An 18,590-nucleotide genomic window follows, 5' to 3' on the forward strand; every position below is an offset into this window, starting at 1 on the left:
AAAAACTTAACGAAAAGGGGGAGTCGCCTCCCCCTGACTTAGACCTGTTCAAGCGGTGATTGCGCTTTCAGGCTCTGGATACTCAGCGTCAATGTTGTCAGACAGTTTTCAAGTTTCTCTGCGTTGACGGCGATAAACGTCGGACAGTCATGGTGTCCGCTCATGAGACATACTGCGGCGGCTGCCAGTGCGCCTTCAGCACGATGTAAAGCATTCCATTCTTCCTGATCCAGATGCAGACCTTGCAGCAGTGATTTATCATGAAGCCCACGATTCAGTTCAAAAAAGTTGTCACGCAGATGATCACTTTCGCTGACTGACATATAGCCTTTCGCCTTTCTTAACTGCAAATAAGCGGCGAGATCGATTCGGGCGTTTATCAGCTTGTTAAGTAGCTCGGTTCTTAGTCTGTCAACGACCATACCTTGTTCCTCCTCTTTCCAACCATACTGCAACTTAATAGTATGGTCATTTTTTGAACAAAGTGCTGCCTGAGATCAATAATTCACTCGGTATTAACATACTTTACATATTTGCTATAAATCCCGTGGCGCGCTTACCCGCACAGGCGATGAGATAGCGATACATTTTTTGCCCGGATCTCTGTAGAATCCCTGCTCTGACCATTCCAATAACTGAACAATTTTTAAGCTATGAGCAATGTAACCCGCCAGCCGAAAATCGGCTTCGTCTCCCTGGGCTGCCCGAAAAACCTGGTTGATTCGGAGCGAATCCTGACTGAACTGCGTACCGAAGGCTATGACGTCGTACCGAGCTACGACGACGCCGACATGGTGATCGTCAATACCTGTGGCTTTATCGACAGCGCCGTACAGGAGTCTCTGGAAGCGATTGGTGAAGCGCTGACTGAAAATGGCAAGGTGATCGTCACCGGCTGCCTGGGCGCGAAAGTCGATCAGATCCGTGAAGTGCACCCTAAAGTGCTGGAAATCACCGGGCCGCATAGCTATGAGCAGGTTCTGGAACACGTTCACCATTACGTACCAAAACCGAAGCACAACCCGTTCCTGAGCCTGGTGCCGGAACAGGGCGTTAAGCTGACCCCGCGTCACTACGCCTACCTGAAGATTTCTGAAGGCTGCAACCATCGCTGCACCTTCTGCATTATTCCGTCCATGCGCGGCGATCTGGTCAGCCGTCCGATTGGCGAAGTGTTAAGCGAGGCCAAACGTCTGGTCGATGCGGGCGTGAAAGAGATCCTCGTCATCTCCCAGGATACCTCCGCTTACGGCGTGGATGTGAAGCACCGCACCGGTTTCCACAACGGCGAGCCGGTAAAAACGAGCATGGTCGACCTTTGCGAGCAGTTGTCAAAACTGGGCATCTGGACGCGCCTGCACTACGTCTACCCTTATCCGCACGTTGATGACGTGATCCCGCTGATGGCGGAAGGCAAAATCCTGCCGTATCTGGATATCCCCCTGCAACATGCCAGCCCGCGCATTCTCAAACTGATGAAGCGTCCGGGCGCTGTCGATCGCCAACTGGCGCGCATCAAACAGTGGCGTGAGATTTGCCCGGAGCTGACCCTGCGTTCAACCTTTATCGTCGGTTTCCCTGGCGAGACGGAAGACGATTTCCAGATGCTGCTCGACTTCCTCAAAGAGGCGCGCCTGGATCGCGTTGGCTGCTTCAAGTACAGCCCGGTCGAAGGCGCTGGCGCGAACGCGCTGCCGGATCAGGTGCCGGAAGAGGTGAAAGAAGAGCGCTGGAACCGCTTTATGCAGCTGCAACAGCAGATCTCCGCAGAACGTCTGCAAGAGAAAGTGGGTCGCGAAATCCTGGTCATTATCGACGAGGTTGACAAAGAAGGCGCGATTGGCCGCAGCATGGCTGACGCACCGGAAATCGACGGCGCGGTCTACCTCAACGGTGAAACCAACGTTAAACCCGGAGACGTTATCCGCGTGAAAGTTGATAACGCCGACGAATATGACCTGTGGGGCAGCCGCGTTTAATTCGCCCAAATTATCGTAAAACCCGTAGGCCGGATAAGGCATTTATGCCGCCATCCGGCGCAATGCCTGATGGCGACGCTGAAGCGTCTTATCAGGCCTACGGTTCGACATTCACCCCTTAATCTTCGGGTCCAGCGCGTCGCGCAGCCCGTCGCCCAGCAGGTTAAACGCCAGCACCGTCAGGAAAATCGCCACCGCCGGAAAAATCGCCACATGCGGCGCGATGACCATATCCGCCCGCGCTTCATTGAGCATTGCCCCCCACTCCGGCGTTGGCGGCTGCGCGCCTAACCCCAGAAACGACAGGCTTGCCGCAGAAATAATCGACGTCCCGATGCGCATAGTGAAAAAGACCACGATCGACGAGACCGTGCCGGGCAAAATATGGTTGAACAAAATCGTCGCATCGCTGGCGCCAATACTGCGCGCCGACTCAATAAACGTCTGCTGTTTCAGCACTAATGTGTTTCCGCGCACCAGACGGGCAAACGCGGGGATAGAAAAGATAGCGACGGCGATAATCACATTCGCAATACCGCTACCGAGCACCGCCACGACCGCAATCGCTAACAGAATGCCCGGAAACGCGAACAGCACATCGCAAATACGCATGATCAGCCGGTCCCACCAGCCTTCGTAATAGCCCGCAACCAGCCCAAGCACCGTGCCAAGCGCCGCGCCGATAAAGACGGCGAAAACGCCTGCCGCCAGCGAAATTTGCGCCCCGACCAGGACGCGGCTGAAAATATCCCGCCCCAGCGAGTCCACGCCAAACCAGTGCGCCGCCGAAGGACCGTCATTCAGGCGATCGTAATCAAAGTAATTTTCCGCATCGAAAGGCGTTAGCCAGCGGGCGAATATCGCCACCAGGATCAGCAACAGCACAAATATCCCTGCGATCATCGCCACATGCTGACGGCGAAAACGCCGCCAGAATTCATGCCACGGCGTACGCACCCGGTCGGGTTTGACCCGCGGCATGGCATCTAAAACCGCCTGACGGCGCCAGTTAAATAATCGCATCCTTACTTGTACCTGATAGCCGGGTTAATGGCGGCATAAAGCACATCCACCACTAAATTAATAAGAATAAACTCCAGAGAAAACAGCAGCACTTCAGCCTGAATCACCGGGTAGTCGCGCATTTCCACTGAATCAACCAGCAACCGCCCCAGTCCGGGCCAGTTAAAGACCTTCTCGACGACAATCGAACCGCCGAGCAGAAAGCCAAACTGCAACCCCATCATGGTCACAACCGGGATCATGGCGTTACGCAGACCGTGTTTCAGCACCACCCAGGTTTCGCTGACCCCTTTCGCGCGCGCGGTGCGCATATAGTCTTCACTGAGGACATCCACAAACGACGCTCGGGTAAAGCGCGCCATCACGGCCGCAACGGCGGCGCCAAGCGTGATGGAGGGAAGAATATAGTGCTGCCAGCTATCTGCGCCCACGGTCGGCAACCACCCCAGCTCAACGGAGAATATCTGCATCAGCAGCATCCCCAGCGCGAACGCCGGGAACGAAATCCCGGTTACCGCCAGCGTCATGCTAAGCCTGTCCGGCCAGCGATTACGCCAGACGGCGGCGATAATTCCGGCGGTCATCCCGAACAGTACCGCCCATACCATACTGGTGATGGTCAACCACAGCGTCGGCATAAAGCGGCTGGCAATCTCTGCCGATACCGGACGACGAGACACCATCGACGTGCCGAAATCACCCTGCAACACGTTAGTCATGTAATGCCAGAACTGGACATGCAACGGCCGATCGAGACCAAGCTGCTGGCGCACCAGTTCAATCACCTGCGCGTCAGCCTCCGGCCCGGCAATCAGCCGCGCCGGATCGCCAGGCAACAGATGAACAAATAAAAACACCAGCACCGCCACAATAAACAGGGTCGGAATCAACCCCAGCAGGCGCTTAAGCACATAATTAAGCATCAGGCTCCCTTTACAAACCTTTTGCCGGATGGCGACGTAAATCCCTTATCCGACCTGCAACGAACTGCGTCGGCAAGCCGGATAAAACCATCGGGCGCGCGTTGCTTACTGCAAATCCGCGTCATCAAAACTGAAGCCAGTGTCCGGCATGATCCAGAAACCCGTCAAATTTTTACTGTGGGCTGAGACCAGTTTCTCCACCACCAGCGGAATCCAGGGGGACTCTTTCCAGAGGGTGTCCTGCGCCTCTTTATACAGGCGCGCTTTCTCCTGCGGATCGTTGGTTTTCAGCGCTGCTGCTAAGTCGTCATCAACCTGCTTGTTGCTGTAGAACGCAGTATTGAACAGCGTTGGCGGCCAGTTTTGCGAGGCAAACAGCGGTGACAACGCCCAGTCCGCCTCCCCCGTGGAAGCCGACCAGCCGGTGTAGAACATTCTCACACCGCTCTCTTTCTGCCCCTTGCCTTCCACTTCTGCCGCACGCTGCCCGGCGTCCATCGCCGTTACCTGCGCCTTAATACCGACCTGCGCCAGCTGCTGTTGCGTAAATTGCAGCACTTTCTGTGCGGTGCTGTGGTTATGAGACGACCACAGCGTGGTGCTAAACCCATTCGGATAGCCCGCCTCTTTCAGCAGTTCGCGCGCTTTCGCCGGATCGTAAGGCCACGGCGCGTAGCTCTGCGCATACGCAATAGCTGGCGGCACCACGCCCGTGGCAGGCGTCGCATAACCGGCAAAGGCCACTTTGACCAGCGCCTGACGGTTGATGGCGTAGTTCAGCGCTTCCCGCACCTTCGGATTATCGAACGGTTTTTGCGTCACGTTCATGCTGATGTAACGCTGCATGATCGACGGGCTGGCAACCAACTGTAGGTTTTTGTTTTTCTCCAGAATTGTCGCCTGCTCGTAAGGGATCGGGAACGCAAATTGCGCTTCCCCGGTTTGCAGCATTGCCGCGCGGGTGTTGTTGTCCGTTACCGGGCGCCAGGTGATCGTATCCAGTTTAGGTAAGCCTTTCTGCCAGTAATCGGCAAATTTCTTCACTTTCACGAAATCAGTCTGGTTCCAGGTATCCAGCTGATACGGCCCGGTGCCGACCGGATGGAAGCCAATGTCCTTACCGTATTTTTCCAGCGCGGCCGGAGAGATCATCGCCGTCGCCGGGTGCGCCAGAATATTGATAAACGCCGAGAACGGTTGTTTCAGCGTAATTTTTACCGTCGTCGGATCGACCGCTTCGGTTTTATCGATGTTTTTATACAGGTTGTAGCGTTTGAGATGGTTTTCTGGATCGCTCGCGCGATCGAGGTTGGCCTTCACCGCCGCTGCGTTAAAGTCGGTGCCGTCCTGGAATTTTACCCCCTCGCGCAGCTTCAGGGTGTAGATCAGGCCATCGTCGGAAACGGTGTAGCTTTCAGCCAGCACATTTTTTAGCTTCATGTCTTTATCAAGACCAAACAGCCCCTGATAAAACGACTTCGCCACCGCCTGCGATAAGGTGTCGTTCGCATCGTACGGATCGAGCGTGGTGAAATTAGAACCTACCGCTACCACCACATCTTTAGCAGCAAACGCCGGAGATGCCGCCAGTGCAGAAGCGACGCCCAGCGCAACCAGCCAATTACGGGTTACAAATGTTGTCATATTATTCTCCTGAACCCTGCCTGTTTTATGAGATGTTATAAACGCGATAACGCATTTTCTGCCTGCGCGCGCGCGACATAATGCCCCGGCCCGACTAACTGCAATGGAGCGGGCGCGATCTCCTCCCCACGTTTACGGATGTTGCTGGGGATATCGTCCGACAGCAGCACACGCTGCGGCCTGTGCCGGGAAGGATCGGCCACCGGTACTGCCGCCATTAATTTACGGGTATAGGGATGCTGCGGATTTTCAAACACCGCCCGGCGGGGGCCGATTTCCACAATCTGCCCCAGATACATCACCGCCACGCGATGACTGATGCGCTCCACCACCGCCATATCGTGTGAAATAAACAGATACGCGATGCCCATTTCCCGCTGCAAATCGAGCAACAGATTAATGATCTGCCCGCGAATCGAGACATCCAGCGCGGAGACTGACTCATCGGCGATAATCACTTTTGGATTCAGCGCCAGCGCGCGGGCGATGCAGATACGCTGACGCTGGCCGCCAGAAAACTCATGCGGATAACGCCACGCATGTTCCGGGCACAATCCTACGCGCTCAAGCAACCACGCCACCCGCGACGCGGCCGCCTCGCCTTCCAGCAAACCATGCACCCGCAATGGTTCCATTATGGAGTAACCCACCGTCTGGCGCGGGTCGAGCGAAGCGTAAGGGTCCTGAAAAATAAACTGAATATCTCGCCGTAGCGGCTGTAACTTACCGGCAGGAAGCGTGTCGATCCGCCGCCCGTTGAAGGTAATTTCGCCAGCCTGCGACTCCACCAGCCGCAGCAACGCCCGCCCGGTGGTCGATTTACCACAGCCGGATTCCCCCACCAGCGAGAGCGTTTCGCCAGGCCAGAGATCAAAGCTGACGTTTTCCACCGCATGCACTTCACGGGTCACGCGGTTAAGAATGCCGCTACGCAGCGGAAAACGCGTCACCAGGTTGCGCACTTGCAGGATCGGATCGCCTGCCACCACCGTGTCCTGCTCGGTTTGCGGTTCCACACGATCGGGATCGTTCAGTGAAATCAGCGGAAAGCGGCGCGGCAGATCGTGTCCGCTCATCTCGCCTAACTGCGGCACGGCGGCCAGCAGCGCTTTGGTATAAGGGTGCTGCGGCGCGTGGAAAATTTGCTCAACGCTGCCGGTCTCCACCGCTTCGCCCTGATACATCACCAGGACGCGATCGGCAATATCGGCCACCACGCCCATGTCATGGGTGATAAAAATCACCCCCATCGACATATCCTGTTGCAGCACTTTGATCAGTTGCAGGATCTGCGCCTGAATCGTGACGTCCAGCGCGGTGGTCGGTTCATCGGCAATCAGCACCGCCGGGCGGCACGACAACGCCATCGCGATCATCACCCGCTGGCGCATCCCGCCGGAAAGCTGATGCGGGTAACGCGATAAGATGGCCTGCGACTCAGGAATGCGCACCTGGTCAAGCATCCGTTTCGCTTCCGCCATTGCCTCTTCGCGGCTCGCCCCCTGATGCAGACGAATGGACTCGGCAATCTGCTCGCCCACGGTAAATACCGGGTTAAGCGAGGTCATCGGCTCCTGAAAGATCATGGCGATATCCGCGCCGCGCACGCGCTGCATCTGCGCATCGCTTTGCTCTCCCAGTTCAATGACCTGGCGATTACGCCGCCGAAGCAGCATCTGATCGCAGTGAACGTCGCCGCCCGCCTGCTCGATCAGGCGCATCAACGATAACGCCGTAACGGATTTCCCCGATCCCGATTCGCCGACAATCGCCAGCGTTTCGCCTCGCTGAAGCCGAAACGACACATTGCGCACCGCGCTGACGCGTTGCTGCTCCTGCTCGAACGCAATGTTCAAATTTTTGACCGCCAGTACGTCGCTGGCGTCTAATTCGTGACTGTGTGGCACCTGTTGCTCCTCACTCCCGGTAGATCCCCGTCGTTGGCGTATCTCCGGCATATCCCCAGGCGCGATACATGCCTTCGCTGTTAAAAGGTAGGGCGACGTTGCCTTCATGATCGACGGCAATCAGCCCACCGCTGCCGCCCAGCGCAGGCAATTTCTCCATGACCACACGCTCGCAGGCTTCCGCCAGGCTGAGTCCGCCGTAGTCCATCAGCGCGGCAATATCGTAGGCCGCCAATGCGCGGATAAACACCTCGCCCGTTCCGGTACAGGAAACCGCCGCGCTGGCGTTGTTGGCGTAACACCCAGCCCCGACCAGCGGGCTGTCGCCTACGCGACCAGGCAGTTTATTCGTCATGCCGCCCGTCGACGTGGCCGCCGCCAGATTACCAAACCGATCCCGCGCCACCGCGCCCACGGTGCCCATTTTGGTGGTTTCATCCAACGGCGCGCCGCTATGGTCGAGCACCGTTTCTCCGGCGTCACGCGCCGCCAGCAGTTGCGCATAGCGCTCAGGCGTGGAGAAAAGATCGGCAGAAACGCGCTCCATCCCCCTGGAAGCCGCAAACGCTTCCGCCCCGTCCCCCACCATCAGCACATGCGGGCTTTGCTCCATCACCAGCCTGGCGGCCAGCACCGGGTTGCGTAAATGGCGAACGCCAGCGACAGCGCCTGCGTTAAGCGTATTGCCGTCCATGACGCAGGCATCCAGTTCGTGGGTGGCGTCGCGCGTGTAAACCGCGCCGATCCCGGCATTAAATAATGGGCACTCTTCCAGCAAACGCACCGCTTCCGTCACCACATCCAGCGCGCTTTCGCCCGCCTCCAGCATTTTCTGTCCTGTTTCGACGATGTCCGACAGCGCCTGAATATAGCGCTGTTCCTGCTCCTGGCTCATCTGTGCGCGCGTAATTGCGCCTGCGCCGCCGTGAATAGCAATGACTGCTTTGCCCATTATTTGTCGTCCGTTAGCGGTGGCACACAACTTTCCCTATAAATATCAGAATTGTTGTGAGTTATTGATTCGATTTTTGAATATAGAAAGATGCAGGCGGCATGTAAAGGTAAAGGGCCAGCCCCTAAGTCTGAGGTGGCATACAGCCTGCCCGCATTTTCTGACATAATAGACGGATTCGATTTTGCCTCGCAGGAGTGTTTTCATGGAATTTACCGCCGGACTGATGCCGCTTGAAACGGCGCTCACCCAGATGTTGTCGCGCATTACGCCACTCACGGCATTCGAAACCCTGCCGCTGGTTCACTGTTTTGGCCGCATCCTGGCAAACGATGTGGTCTCCCCGCTGGACGTTCCGGGATTCGATAACGCTGCAATGGACGGTTACGCGGTGCGTTTGGCGGATCTGACCGCTGGTCAACCGCTGCCGGTGGCGGGGAAAGCCTTTGCCGGGCAACCGTTCCAGGGGGAATGGCCTGCTGGCGCCTGTATCCGCATTATGACCGGCGCGCCGGTGCCTGCGGGGTGTGAGGCGGTGGTCATGCAGGAACAGACGGAGCAAACCGACGAGGGCATCCGTTTTACCGCTGACGTTCGTAACGGACAAAACATCCGCCGCCGTGGGGAAGACATCACCCATGACGCCGTGGTTTTCCCGGCGGGGACTCGCCTGACCACCGCAGAACTGCCAGTACTGGCTTCGCTGGGCATCGCCGAAGCGCAGGTCGTGCGCAAAGTGCGCGTGGCGCTGTTCTCCACCGGCGATGAGCTGCAATTGCCGGGTCAGCCGCTGGGCGACGGGCAAATTTATGACACCAACCGCTTAACCGTACACTTGATGCTTGAACAGTTAGGCTGCGAGGTGATCAATCTCGGGATCATTCGCGATAACCCGCAGCAGCTACGCGCCGCCTTTATCGAAGCCGACAGCCAGGCCGATGTGGTTATCAGCTCTGGCGGCGTTTCAGTGGGCGAGGCGGATTACACCAAAACGATCCTCGAAGAGCTGGGAGAAATCGCGTTCTGGAAACTGGCGATTAAACCGGGCAAACCGTTCGCCTTCGGTAAGCTGAACAACAGTTGGTTCTGCGGTCTGCCGGGCAACCCGGTCTCTGCGGCGCTGACGTTCTATCAGCTCGTGCAGCCGTTGCTGGCGAAACTTAGCGGCAATATCGCCAGCGGTCTGCCAGCGCGTCAGCGCGTGCGTACCGCTTCACGGCTGAAGAAAACGCCGGGCCGTCTTGATTTTCAGCGCGGCATTCTGCAACGCACGGCTGACGGCGAACTGGAAGTCACCACCACGGGACACCAGGGTTCGCATATTTTCAGCTCCTTTAGCATGGGTAACTGTTTTATTGTGCTGGAACGCGATCGCGGTAACGTTGACGCGGGCGAATGGGTGGAAGTCGAGCCGTTTAACGCGCTGTTTGGAGGCCTGTAATGGCGGAACTCAGCGACCAGGAGATGATGCGCTACAACCGGCAAATCATTCTGCGAGGGTTCGATTTTGAAGGACAGGAAGCGCTAAAGGATGCGCGGGTGCTGGTCGTTGGCCTGGGTGGGCTCGGGTGTGCGGCAACGCAGTACCTCGCGGGCGCGGGCGTTGGGCAGCTCACGCTGCTCGATTTTGACACCGTTTCAGTGTCGAACCTGCAACGCCAGACGCTGCACAGCGATGCCACCGTCGGGCAGCCGAAGGTGGATTCGGCGCGCGAGGCGCTGGCGCGCATCAACCCTTATATCACCCTTACACCGATCAACGCCCTGCTGGACGAACCGGCGCTGAATGCGCTTATCGCCGGGCACGATCTGGTGCTGGACTGTACTGACAATGTTGCCATCCGTAATCAGCTTAATGCCGGATGTTTCGCCGCCAAAGTGCCGCTGGTTTCCGGCGCCGCCATCCGTATGGAAGGACAGATCACCGTCTTTACCTGGCAGGAAGGCGAACCCTGCTACCGCTGTCTGAGCCGTCTGTTTGGCGAGAACGCCCTCACCTGCGTGGAAGCGGGCGTTATGGCGCCGCTGATAGGGGTGATCGGTTCATTGCAGGCGATGGAAGCCATCAAATTGCTGGCGCATTACGGTCAACCCGCATCCGGCAAAATTGTGATGTACGACGCGATGACCTGTCAGTTCCGCGAAATGAAATTAATGCGCAATCCGGGTTGCGAGGTGTGCGGAGCACAGGTGCCGGCCTGATAAGACGCAAACGCGTCGCCATCAGGCATTTACGGGTGCCGGATGGCGGCTGACGCCTTATCCGGCCTACGATGGTTTGTAGGCCCGGCAAGCGCAGCGCCCCGGGCATGTTGCCGGATGGCGGCGTAAACGCCTTATCCGGCCTACGCGTCGCTCAAAGCGACGTTCGTCCGAACGCGCCCTGCCAGTCGTGCTCAAACTTCGCTACTGCGGCATCGACAGCCGGGTAACTGATAAGCTGCTGCGCGACATCCAGCGGCAGGGTGATGGATTCACACCCGGCCAACAGGCAGTCCAGCGCCTGACGCGGCGTTTTAAAACTGGCCGCCAGCACTTTGGCGTGCGGGGCGTGCATTTTCAGTAGCTGCTGCAAATCATTAACCGTCTGAATACCATTCCCGCCCTGTGCGTCCACGCGGTTAACGTAAGGCGCAACGTAGTCGGCACCCGCCAGCGCGGATAACAGCCCCTGCGCCGCGCCGTAAACCGCCGTCCCCAGCGTCGGAATACCTTCCACTTTCAACAACTTAATTGCTACCAGTCCTTCGGCTGTAACCGGCACTTTTACCACGATATCAGGAATAATCGCCCGCAGCTTACGCGCATCGCTGACCATTCCTTGCGCCGTGCTCGCCATTACCTGAGCGAATAAACGCCCCTGTCCGCCCATCGCGTCGTGCAATTCCGGGAGTAACACCTCCAACGGTTTTTTACCTGCCGCCACGATACTGGGATTCGTCGTCACCCCTGCCAGCGGGAATATACGCGCCAGCGATTTCACGGCCTCAACGTCAGACGTATCCAGATAGAGTTCCATAACCATTCCTCAAACTGTGAGATTTTGCATAGTTTAAGACTATCACGACAAAACCTCTCTGAGAGTTGACCTGCGTCAACATAACTTTCATTCGAAAGTTATTTAATCTTTATACGAAAGAAAGAGAGGCCGTTTATGATTTTCAATATTCAGCGCTATTCTACCCATGATGGCCCCGGCATTCGCACCGTTGTCTTCCTGAAAGGCTGCTCGCTGGGCTGCCGCTGGTGCCAGAACCCGGAAAGCCGCGCACGCGCCAGAGATCTCTTATACGATGCGCGCCTGTGCCTTGACGGGTGCACGCTGTGCGCGCAAGCCGCGCCAGAGGTGATCGAACGCGCGCTGAACGGCCTGCTTATTCATCGCGAAAAACTGACCGATGCGCATATGGACGCCCTCACCCACTGCTGCCCCACTCAGGCGTTAACCGTCTGCGGCGAAACAAAGCGCGTGGAAGAGATCATGGACACCGTGCTGCGCGACAAGCCGTTTTACGATCGCAGCGGCGGCGGTATAACGCTCTCCGGCGGCGAGCCCTTTATGCAGCCGGAACTGGCCGCCGCGTTGTTCAAAGCCAGCCATGATGCGGGTATCCATACCGCGGTCGAAACCTGTCTGCACGTACCGTGGAAATATATCGAACCGTCCCTGCCGAATGTCGATCTGTTCCTCGCCGATTTAAAACACATTGCCGAGGCGCCGTTTAAGCAGTGGACCGATGGCAGCGCTTCTCGCGTACTGGAAAACCTGAAAAAGCTCGCTGCCGCCGGTAAAAAAATGATCATCCGCGTGCCGCTCATTCAGGGTTTTAACGCCGATGAAGAGGCGATCAAAGCCATTACCGATTTTGCCGCCGACGAACTGCACGTCGGTGAGATCCATTTTCTGCCCTATCACACGCTGGGCATCAATAAATACCACTTACTCAGTCAGCCCTACTATGCCCCGGACAAACCACTTGATGCGCCCGCGTTGCTTGATTTTGCGCAGCAGTACGCCAGCAGCAAAGGTTTAACCGCGACTTTACGAGGATAATCCCATGACCACACTGAAACTGGATACGCTCAGCGACCGCATCAAAGCGCATAAAACCGCACTGGTGCACATTGTGAAGCCGCCCGTATGTACGGAGCGCGCGCAGCACTACACCGAGATGTATCAGCAACATCTGGATAAGCCGATTCCGGTTCGTCGCGCGCTGGCGCTGGCGCACCATCTGGCAGAACGCACTATCTGGATCAAACATGACGAACTGATTATCGGCAACCAGGCAAGCGAAGTGCGTGCCGCGCCGATCTTCCCAGAATACACCGTCTCGTGGATTGAAAAAGAGATCGACGATCTGGCCGATCGCCCTGGCGCCGGTTTTGCGGTCAGCGAAGAGAACAAACGCGTTTTACACGCCGTGTGCCCGTGGTGGCGTGGTCAGACGGTACAGGACCGCTGCTACGGCATGTTTACCGATGAGCAAAAAGGTCTGCTGGAAACCGGCATCATTAAAGCCGAGGGCAACATGACCTCCGGCGACGCGCATCTGGCGGTAAACTTCCCGCTGCTGCTGGAAAAAGGTCTTGATGGTCTGCGTGACAAGGTGGCAGAACGCCGTTCGCGCATTAACCTGACCGTACTGGAAGACCTGCACGGCGAGCAGTTCCTGAAAGCGATTGATATCGTACTGGAGGCGGTCAGCCTGCACATCAAACGTTTTGCCGACCTGGCGCGTCAGATGGCGGCGACAGAAAGCCGTGAAAGCCGCCGTGACGAACTGCTGGCGATGGCGGAGAACTGCGATCTCATCGCCCATCAGCCGCCGCAGACGTTCTGGCAGGCGCTGCAACTGTGCTATTTCATCCAGCTGATTTTGCAAATCGAGTCTAACGGCCACTCCGTTTCGTTTGGACGTATGGACCAGTATCTCTGGCCGTATTACCGTCGTGATGTGGAGCAAAACCAGACGCTGGATCGCGAACACGCGATTGAACTGCTGCACAGCTGCTGGCTGAAGCTGCTGGAAGTGAACAAGATCCGCTCCGGCTCTCACTCCAAAGCCTCAGCGGGCAGCCCGCTGTATCAGAACGTCACCATTGGCGGTCAGAGTCTGGTCAACGGTCAGCCGGTGGATGCGGTCAATCCGCTCTCTTACGCTATTCTGGAGTCCTGCGGCCGCCTGCGTTCCACCCAGCCGAACCTCAGCGTGCGCTATCACGCCGGAATGAGCAACGACTTCCTCGATGCCTGCGTGCAGGTTATTCGCTGCGGCTTTGGGATGCCCGCGTTCAACAACGACGAAATCGTTATCCCGGAATTTATTAAACTCGGTATCGACCCACAAGACGCTTACGACTACGCGGCCATCGGCTGTATCGAAACCGCCGTGGGCGGCAAATGGGGCTACCGCTGCACCGGCATGAGCTTCATTAACTTTGCCCGCGTGATGCTGGCAGCGCTGGAAGGCGGTCGCGACGCCACCAGCGGTAAAGTCTTCCTGCCGCAGGAAAAGGCGCTCTCCGCCGGTAACTTCACCAGCTTCGATGAAGTGATGGACGCCTGGGATACGCAGATTCGCTACTACACGCGCAAGTCGATCGAAATCGAGTACGTGGTTGACACCATGCTGGAAGAGAACGTCCATGACATTCTCTGCTCGGCGCTGGTGGATGATTGCATCGAACGCGCGAAGAGCATCAAGCAAGGCGGCGCGAAATATGACTGGGTTTCCGGTTTGCAGGTCGGTATCGCTAACCTCGGCAACAGCCTGGCGGCGGTGAAAAAACTGGTCTTTGAACAGGGGGCTATCGGCCAACAGCAGCTTGCCGCCGCACTGGCCGATGACTTTGAAGGCCTCACTCATGAACAGTTACGCCAGCGGCTGATCAACGGCGCGCCAAAATACGGTAACGACGATGACACCGTCGATACCCTGCTGGCCCGCGCTTATCAGACCTATATCGACGAGCTGAAGCAGTATCACAACCCGCGTTACGGTCGCGGCCCGACCGGCGGCAACTATTACGCCGGAACCTCGTCCATTTCTGCAAACGTACCGTTTGGCGCGGCAACGATGGCGACGCCGGATGGCCGTAAAGCGCATACCCCGCTGGCGGAAGGGGCAAGCCCGGCTTCCGGCACCGATCATCTCGGTCCAACGGCGGTTATTGGCTCCGTCGGCAAACTGCCTACCGGCTCAATTCTCGGCGGCGTGTTGCTCAACCAGAAGCTGAACCCGGCGACGCTGGAGAACGAATCCGACAAGCAGAAGCTGATGATACTGCTGCGCACTTTCTTCGAAGTGCATAAAGGCTGGCATATTCAGTACAACATCGTGTCGCGCGAAACGCTGCTGGACGCGAAGAAGCACCCGGATCAGTATCGCGATCTGGTGGTCAGGGTGGCCGGTTATTCCGCCTTCTTTACCGCGCTGTCGCCGGATGCGCAGGACGATATCATCGCCCGTACTGAACATATGTTGTAAAAATACGCCCGGTGGCGCTTCGCTTACCCGGCCTACATATTCCCCCGTAGGCCGGATAAGGCGAAGCCGCCACCCGGCTTTCTGACTTTCATTCGAAATTAAATTTGTGCTCCCCGTCACCTTGTTATTAGAATGTTTCTGGTCGCAGTTTTGAGCCAGGAGCAATGTATGACCGTTAAAGTTATCGTCACTGATATGGACGGAACTTTTCTCGACGACGCCAAAAAGTACGATCACGCACGATTTATGGCGCAGTATCAGGAACTAAAAAAACGCGGCATCGAATTTGTCGTCGCCAGCGGCAATCAGTATTACCAACTTATTTCCTTTTTCCCCGAGCTGAAAGACGAAATTTCCTTCGTCGCGGAAAATGGCGCGCTGGTTTATGAGCATGGCAAGCAACTGTTTCATGGCGAACTGACCCGGCATGAATCCCGTATTGTGATTGGCGAGCTGTTAAAAGATAAGCAGCTTAATTTTGTCGCCTGTGGCCTGAAAAGCGCTTATGTCAGCGAACATGCGCCGGAATCTTTTGTGGCGCTGATGTCGAAGCACTACCACCGTCTGCAACCCGTGAAGGATTACCAGGACATTGACGATGTTCTGTTTAAGTTTTCACTGAACCTGCCAGACCAGCAGATCCCCTTCGTGGTTGATGCGCTGCATACGTCGCTGGACGGCATTATGAAACCCGTGACCAGCGGCTTCGGCTTCATCGACTTAATCATACCGGGGTTACACAAAGCGAACGGCATCAGCCGTCTGTTGAAACGCTGGGATCTTTCGCCGCAAAATGTGGTGGCGATTGGCGACAGCGACAACGATGCGGAAATGCTGAAAATGGCGCGGTACGCTTTCGCGATGGCGAACGCCGCAGACAACATCAAAGCCCTCAGCCGTTATCATACCGATGATAACAACCATCAGGGAGCGTTAAACGTGATTCAGGCCGTACTGGATAACGCCCCGCCTTTTAACGTCTGATTCCAGATACCGGAGCGCTGCTCCGGTTTCCCCCTGCTTTTCCATTCTGCGTACCGCATCAAGTTTTTAAACTTGCATTAACTTATTTATAACTTATATTGTCATTTGTAATTAATTTAAGTTTCGAATGAAAGTCAATGCGAGGTGGTTATGGCTTTAACCTTCACAAGCGATACATTACCGGCCGATCATAAAGCGGCGATCCGGCAGATGAAGCAGGCGTTGCGGGCGCAGCTCGGTGATGTGCAGGGCGTTTTTGACAGGCTCAGCGAGGTGATTGCCACACGCGTGGCGGAAATCAATACGCTCAAAGCGCAGGGCGATGCCGTCTGGCCTGTGCTGTCTTACGCGGATATCCAGTCCGGCGCCATCACGGCAGCGCAGCGTGAACAGCTCAAGCGGCGTGGATGCGCGGTCATTAAGGGCCATTTCCCGCGGGAACAGGCGCTGGCATGGGATCAATCCATGCTGGATTATCTGGATCGCAACCATTTTGATGAGGTGTACAAAGGTCCCGGCGATAACTTCTTCGGCACGTTAACCGCCTCCCGCCCTGAAATTTATCCGATTTACTGGTCGCAGGCGCAGATGCAGGCTCGTCAGAGCGAAGAGATGGCGAACGTTCAGTCTTTCCTTAATCGGCTGTGGACATTTGAAAGCGACGGCAGACAGTGGTTCAACCCGGATATCAGCGTGATCTACCCGGATCGCATCCGCCGCCGCCCGCCCGGCACCACCTCAAAAGGTCTGGGGGCGCATACCGATTCCGGCGCGCTGGAACGCTGGCTGCTGCCCGCCTATCAACGGGTTTTCGCCAGTATCTTTAACGGCGAGCTGGAGAAGTACGATCCCTGGCATGCCGCCTACCGTACCGAAGTCGAAGAGTATACGGTCGATAACACCACCAAATGCTCGGTTTTCCGCACCTTCCAGGGGTGGACGGCGCTGTCAGATATGCTGCCGGGCCAGGGCTTGCTGCATGTGGTGCCGATTCCAGAAGCGATGGCGTATATCCTGTTACGCCCCCTGCTGGATGACGTTCCTGAAGATGAACTGTGCGGCGTTGCACCAGGCCGGGTGCTGCCGGTTTCGCAACAATGGCATCCGCTGCTGATTGAGGCATTGACCAGTATTCCGCAACTGGAGGCCGGGGACTCCGTCTGGTGGCATTGCGATGTGATCCACTCCGTCGCGCCGGTGGAAAATCAGCAAGGCTGGGGGAACGTGATGTACATCCCCGCCGCGCCGATGTGCGAGAAAAACCTGGCTTACGCGCACAAGGTCAAAGCCGCGCTGGAAACGGGCGCATCGCCAGGCGATTTCCCGCGTGAAGATTACGAAACAAACTGGGAAGGCCGTTTTACGCTGAGCGATCTGAACATTCACGGAAAACGCGCGCTGGGCATGAGTTAAGCGTCATACAGCCCTTCCCGTTCGACGGCGGTGCGTCGTTTCCCTGGACGTATCCGCCGCACCGACTCCCGCACCGTTAACGTGCCGTTCAGCAACAGCGTACCGATTGGCGCATTCGGACGAACCAGACGTTGTTGCAGCATATGTACCGCCTCCGTCCCCAGCTCATCGCGCGGCACATGCACTGCTGTTAACGGCACATCCTGAATTTCCGCCAGATTAAAGCCGTCAATACTCATCACCGACACATCCTGCGGCACGCGAAGGCCGCGCTTTTGCAACGCGCTGATGACGCCCGCCGCCATAAAATCACCGCCGACCAAAAACGCCGTCGGCAACGCCTTATCCGGCGTATTCGCCAGCCATTCGCTGACCCGCTGCTCCGCCTCTTTCGCACTGAAACTCGGCGATACCAGTAAATCCCGCTTATCGTTAAATTTCAGATTATGGGTTTGCCAGGCGTCGCGAATGCCGGCCAGACGCAGCTCCATCGTGTAGCGACGCAGGCAGAGCACCGTCATCACGTCGCGATGCCCCATTGAAAAAAGATAATCAGCGGCAAGTTCGCCAATGGCGCGGTGATCGGGCGAAACGGCTGGCAAACGCATTCGCTGATCGCGGCAATTAATCAGTACGCAGGGTTTCCCCACGTCCACCGCCAAATCGTGAATATGCGGATCGTCAATCCCTAACAAAATCGCCGCCTGCGTTTCCGCTTCGTTCATCCGCGCGAGGAAAAGCTGCGCGTCACTGTCCAGTTCCTCAAGCGCGCAATAACGCAGCCGTACTTCATACGCCGTCAGTCCTTTACTCACGTTCTGAATCACGCGGTAGTAAAAGATGTCGGACCGCTCATCAAACGCCCGCTGCGGCGCAAAGACCACCAGACTATTCAGCAACAGCCTGCCTGCCGCCATCCCGTCCATGACGCCCAGCTCCCGCGCGCACTCCAGCACTTTGTTGCGCGCTTTTTCACTGGTATTTGCCTTCCCCGCCAGCACGCGGGAAACGGTGCTGACGGAAAGCTGCGTCCGCGCGGCAATTTCGCTGATTTTGAGCCTTTTATCCATTTTGTGATCTTGCTCCATTTGCTAAATGAAAAAATTTTCATAACGCACAAACAGGGAAATAACTGGCTTAACGCCCATCTTGCCAGAGCGATACCGTTAGTAATGAGAAAACTTGCACAAAATCCGCTATTGCCCGCCCATTTTCTCACTTAACCTGAACTTGTCACACAACTTACATACTAGTTGTATAGCAACTAAGAATAA

The 18,590-nt window shown here is 56.7% G+C and carries 15 protein-coding genes; 7 read left to right on the forward strand and 8 right to left on the reverse strand.

Translation table 11 applies throughout. The features are described 5' to 3' along the window. Positions 1 to 38 precede the first annotated feature (38 nt). Entirely contained in the window at positions 39 to 422 is a 384-nt protein-coding gene (bssR, locus tag OGV79_RS08120; protein WP_024130501.1) for a biofilm formation regulator BssR, read from the reverse strand. 231 nt (positions 423 to 653) lie between these two features. On the opposite strand from bssR, the gene rimO reads away from it, so the two are divergent. Further along, positions 654 to 1,979: a 30S ribosomal protein S12 methylthiotransferase RimO gene (gene rimO / locus OGV79_RS08125; RefSeq protein ID WP_024130502.1), complete on the forward strand. Its 1,326-nt coding sequence runs from the start codon at positions 654 to 656 to the stop codon at positions 1,977 to 1,979. Positions 1,980 to 2,090: 111 nt separating this feature from the next. On the opposite strand, the gene gsiD is transcribed toward rimO, so the two are convergent. From gsiD to iaaA, 5 genes are all read right to left on the reverse strand, one after another. After that, positions 2,091 to 3,002 (reverse strand): glutathione ABC transporter permease GsiD, encoded by a 912-nt coding sequence (gene gsiD, locus OGV79_RS08130; protein ID WP_275055134.1) that lies wholly within the window; start codon positions 3,000 to 3,002, stop codon positions 2,091 to 2,093. A 2-nt stretch (positions 3,003 to 3,004) separates the two neighbouring features. Continuing rightward, positions 3,005 to 3,925: a glutathione ABC transporter permease GsiC gene (gene gsiC, locus OGV79_RS08135; RefSeq protein WP_049010826.1), complete on the reverse strand. Its 921-nt coding sequence runs from the start codon at positions 3,923 to 3,925 to the stop codon at positions 3,005 to 3,007. Between the two features lie 105 nt (positions 3,926 to 4,030). Further along, on the reverse strand, positions 4,031 to 5,569 hold the full coding sequence (gsiB, locus tag OGV79_RS08140; protein ID WP_153258263.1) for a glutathione ABC transporter substrate-binding protein GsiB: 1,539 nt from the start codon (positions 5,567 to 5,569) through the stop codon (positions 4,031 to 4,033). 35 nt (positions 5,570 to 5,604) lie between these two features. Beyond that, entirely contained in the window at positions 5,605 to 7,476 is a 1,872-nt protein-coding gene (gsiA, locus tag OGV79_RS08145; protein WP_286468221.1) for a glutathione ABC transporter ATP-binding protein GsiA, read from the reverse strand. A gap of 10 nt (positions 7,477 to 7,486) precedes the next feature. Next, the gene (iaaA, locus tag OGV79_RS08150) at positions 7,487 to 8,428 is read right to left on the reverse strand and encodes a beta-aspartyl-peptidase (protein WP_012133130.1); all 942 of its coding nucleotides are present in this window, start codon (positions 8,426 to 8,428) and stop codon (positions 7,487 to 7,489) included. 205 nt (positions 8,429 to 8,633) lie between these two features. On the opposite strand from iaaA, the gene moeA reads away from it, so the two are divergent. Next, positions 8,634 to 9,869 carry a molybdopterin molybdotransferase MoeA gene (moeA, locus tag OGV79_RS08155; RefSeq protein ID WP_248622888.1) on the forward strand — a complete coding sequence of 412 codons (1,236 nt, stop codon included), beginning with the start codon at positions 8,634 to 8,636 and terminating at the stop codon, positions 9,867 to 9,869. Next, positions 9,869 to 10,630 (forward strand): molybdopterin-synthase adenylyltransferase MoeB, encoded by a 762-nt coding sequence (moeB, locus tag OGV79_RS08160; RefSeq protein ID WP_049009968.1) that lies wholly within the window; start codon positions 9,869 to 9,871, stop codon positions 10,628 to 10,630. Before moeA ends, moeB begins: the two co-directional genes overlap by 1 nt. A 154-nt stretch (positions 10,631 to 10,784) precedes the next feature. Here the strand turns inward: moeB and fsa are convergent, their stop codons facing one another. Further along, positions 10,785 to 11,447 (reverse strand): fructose-6-phosphate aldolase, encoded by a 663-nt coding sequence (gene fsa, locus OGV79_RS08165; RefSeq protein WP_286468222.1) that lies wholly within the window; start codon positions 11,445 to 11,447, stop codon positions 10,785 to 10,787. A 135-nt stretch (positions 11,448 to 11,582) separates the two neighbouring features. On the opposite strand from fsa, the gene OGV79_RS08170 reads away from it, so the two are divergent. The 4 genes from OGV79_RS08170 to OGV79_RS08185 all read left to right on the forward strand — a co-directional run bounded on the left by OGV79_RS08170 (position 11,583) and on the right by OGV79_RS08185 (position 17,316). Then, entirely contained in the window at positions 11,583 to 12,482 is a 900-nt protein-coding gene (locus OGV79_RS08170) for a glycyl-radical enzyme activating protein (RefSeq protein ID WP_071259613.1), read from the forward strand. Positions 12,483 to 12,486: 4 nt separating this feature from the next. Next, the gene (locus tag OGV79_RS08175) at positions 12,487 to 14,919 is read left to right on the forward strand and encodes a glycyl radical protein (RefSeq protein WP_110494503.1); all 2,433 of its coding nucleotides are present in this window, start codon (positions 12,487 to 12,489) and stop codon (positions 14,917 to 14,919) included. Positions 14,920 to 15,087: 168 nt separating this feature from the next. Next, positions 15,088 to 15,903, forward strand: coding sequence for a Cof-type HAD-IIB family hydrolase (locus OGV79_RS08180; protein ID WP_110494504.1), 816 nt, complete (start codon positions 15,088 to 15,090; stop codon positions 15,901 to 15,903). 150 nt (positions 15,904 to 16,053) lie between these two features. Continuing rightward, on the forward strand, positions 16,054 to 17,316 hold the full coding sequence (locus OGV79_RS08185; RefSeq protein ID WP_286468224.1) for a DUF1479 domain-containing protein: 1,263 nt from the start codon (positions 16,054 to 16,056) through the stop codon (positions 17,314 to 17,316). On the opposite strand, the gene OGV79_RS08190 is transcribed toward OGV79_RS08185, so the two are convergent. Continuing rightward, entirely contained in the window at positions 17,313 to 18,386 is a 1,074-nt protein-coding gene (locus OGV79_RS08190; RefSeq protein WP_024130506.1) for a LacI family DNA-binding transcriptional regulator, read from the reverse strand. The two genes, OGV79_RS08185 and OGV79_RS08190, sit on opposite strands and share 4 nt — an antisense overlap. Positions 18,387 to 18,590 lie beyond the last annotated feature (204 nt).

Source organism: Citrobacter sp. CK185 (assembly GCF_030333565.1).
In the GTDB taxonomy this organism is placed as follows: domain Bacteria; phylum Pseudomonadota; class Gammaproteobacteria; order Enterobacterales; family Enterobacteriaceae; genus Citrobacter_B; species Citrobacter_B koseri.

Excerpts from the sequence above, each read along its gene's own strand:
- bssR (WP_024130501.1), bottom strand. The coding sequence starts at position 422 with ATGGTCGTTGACAGACTAAGAACCGAGCTACTTAACAAGCTGATAAAC.
- rimO (WP_024130502.1), top strand. The coding sequence starts at position 654 with ATGAGCAATGTAACCCGCCAGCCGAAAATCGGCTTCGTCTCCCTGGGC.
- gsiD (WP_275055134.1), bottom strand. The coding sequence starts at position 3,002 with ATGCGATTATTTAACTGGCGCCGTCAGGCGGTTTTAGATGCCATGCCG.
- gsiC (WP_049010826.1), bottom strand. The coding sequence starts at position 3,925 with ATGCTTAATTATGTGCTTAAGCGCCTGCTGGGGTTGATTCCGACCCTG.
- gsiB (WP_153258263.1), bottom strand. The coding sequence starts at position 5,569 with ATGACAACATTTGTAACCCGTAATTGGCTGGTTGCGCTGGGCGTCGCT.
- iaaA (WP_012133130.1), bottom strand. The coding sequence starts at position 8,428 with ATGGGCAAAGCAGTCATTGCTATTCACGGCGGCGCAGGCGCAATTACG.
- moeA (WP_248622888.1), top strand. The coding sequence starts at position 8,634 with ATGGAATTTACCGCCGGACTGATGCCGCTTGAAACGGCGCTCACCCAG.
- moeB (WP_049009968.1), top strand. The coding sequence starts at position 9,869 with ATGGCGGAACTCAGCGACCAGGAGATGATGCGCTACAACCGGCAAATC.
- fsa (WP_286468222.1), bottom strand. The coding sequence starts at position 11,447 with ATGGAACTCTATCTGGATACGTCTGACGTTGAGGCCGTGAAATCGCTG.
- OGV79_RS08170 (WP_071259613.1), top strand. The coding sequence starts at position 11,583 with ATGATTTTCAATATTCAGCGCTATTCTACCCATGATGGCCCCGGCATT.
- OGV79_RS08175 (WP_110494503.1), top strand. The coding sequence starts at position 12,487 with ATGACCACACTGAAACTGGATACGCTCAGCGACCGCATCAAAGCGCAT.
- OGV79_RS08180 (WP_110494504.1), top strand. The coding sequence starts at position 15,088 with ATGACCGTTAAAGTTATCGTCACTGATATGGACGGAACTTTTCTCGAC.
- OGV79_RS08185 (WP_286468224.1), top strand. The coding sequence starts at position 16,054 with ATGGCTTTAACCTTCACAAGCGATACATTACCGGCCGATCATAAAGCG.
- OGV79_RS08190 (WP_024130506.1), bottom strand. The coding sequence starts at position 18,386 with ATGGATAAAAGGCTCAAAATCAGCGAAATTGCCGCGCGGACGCAGCTT.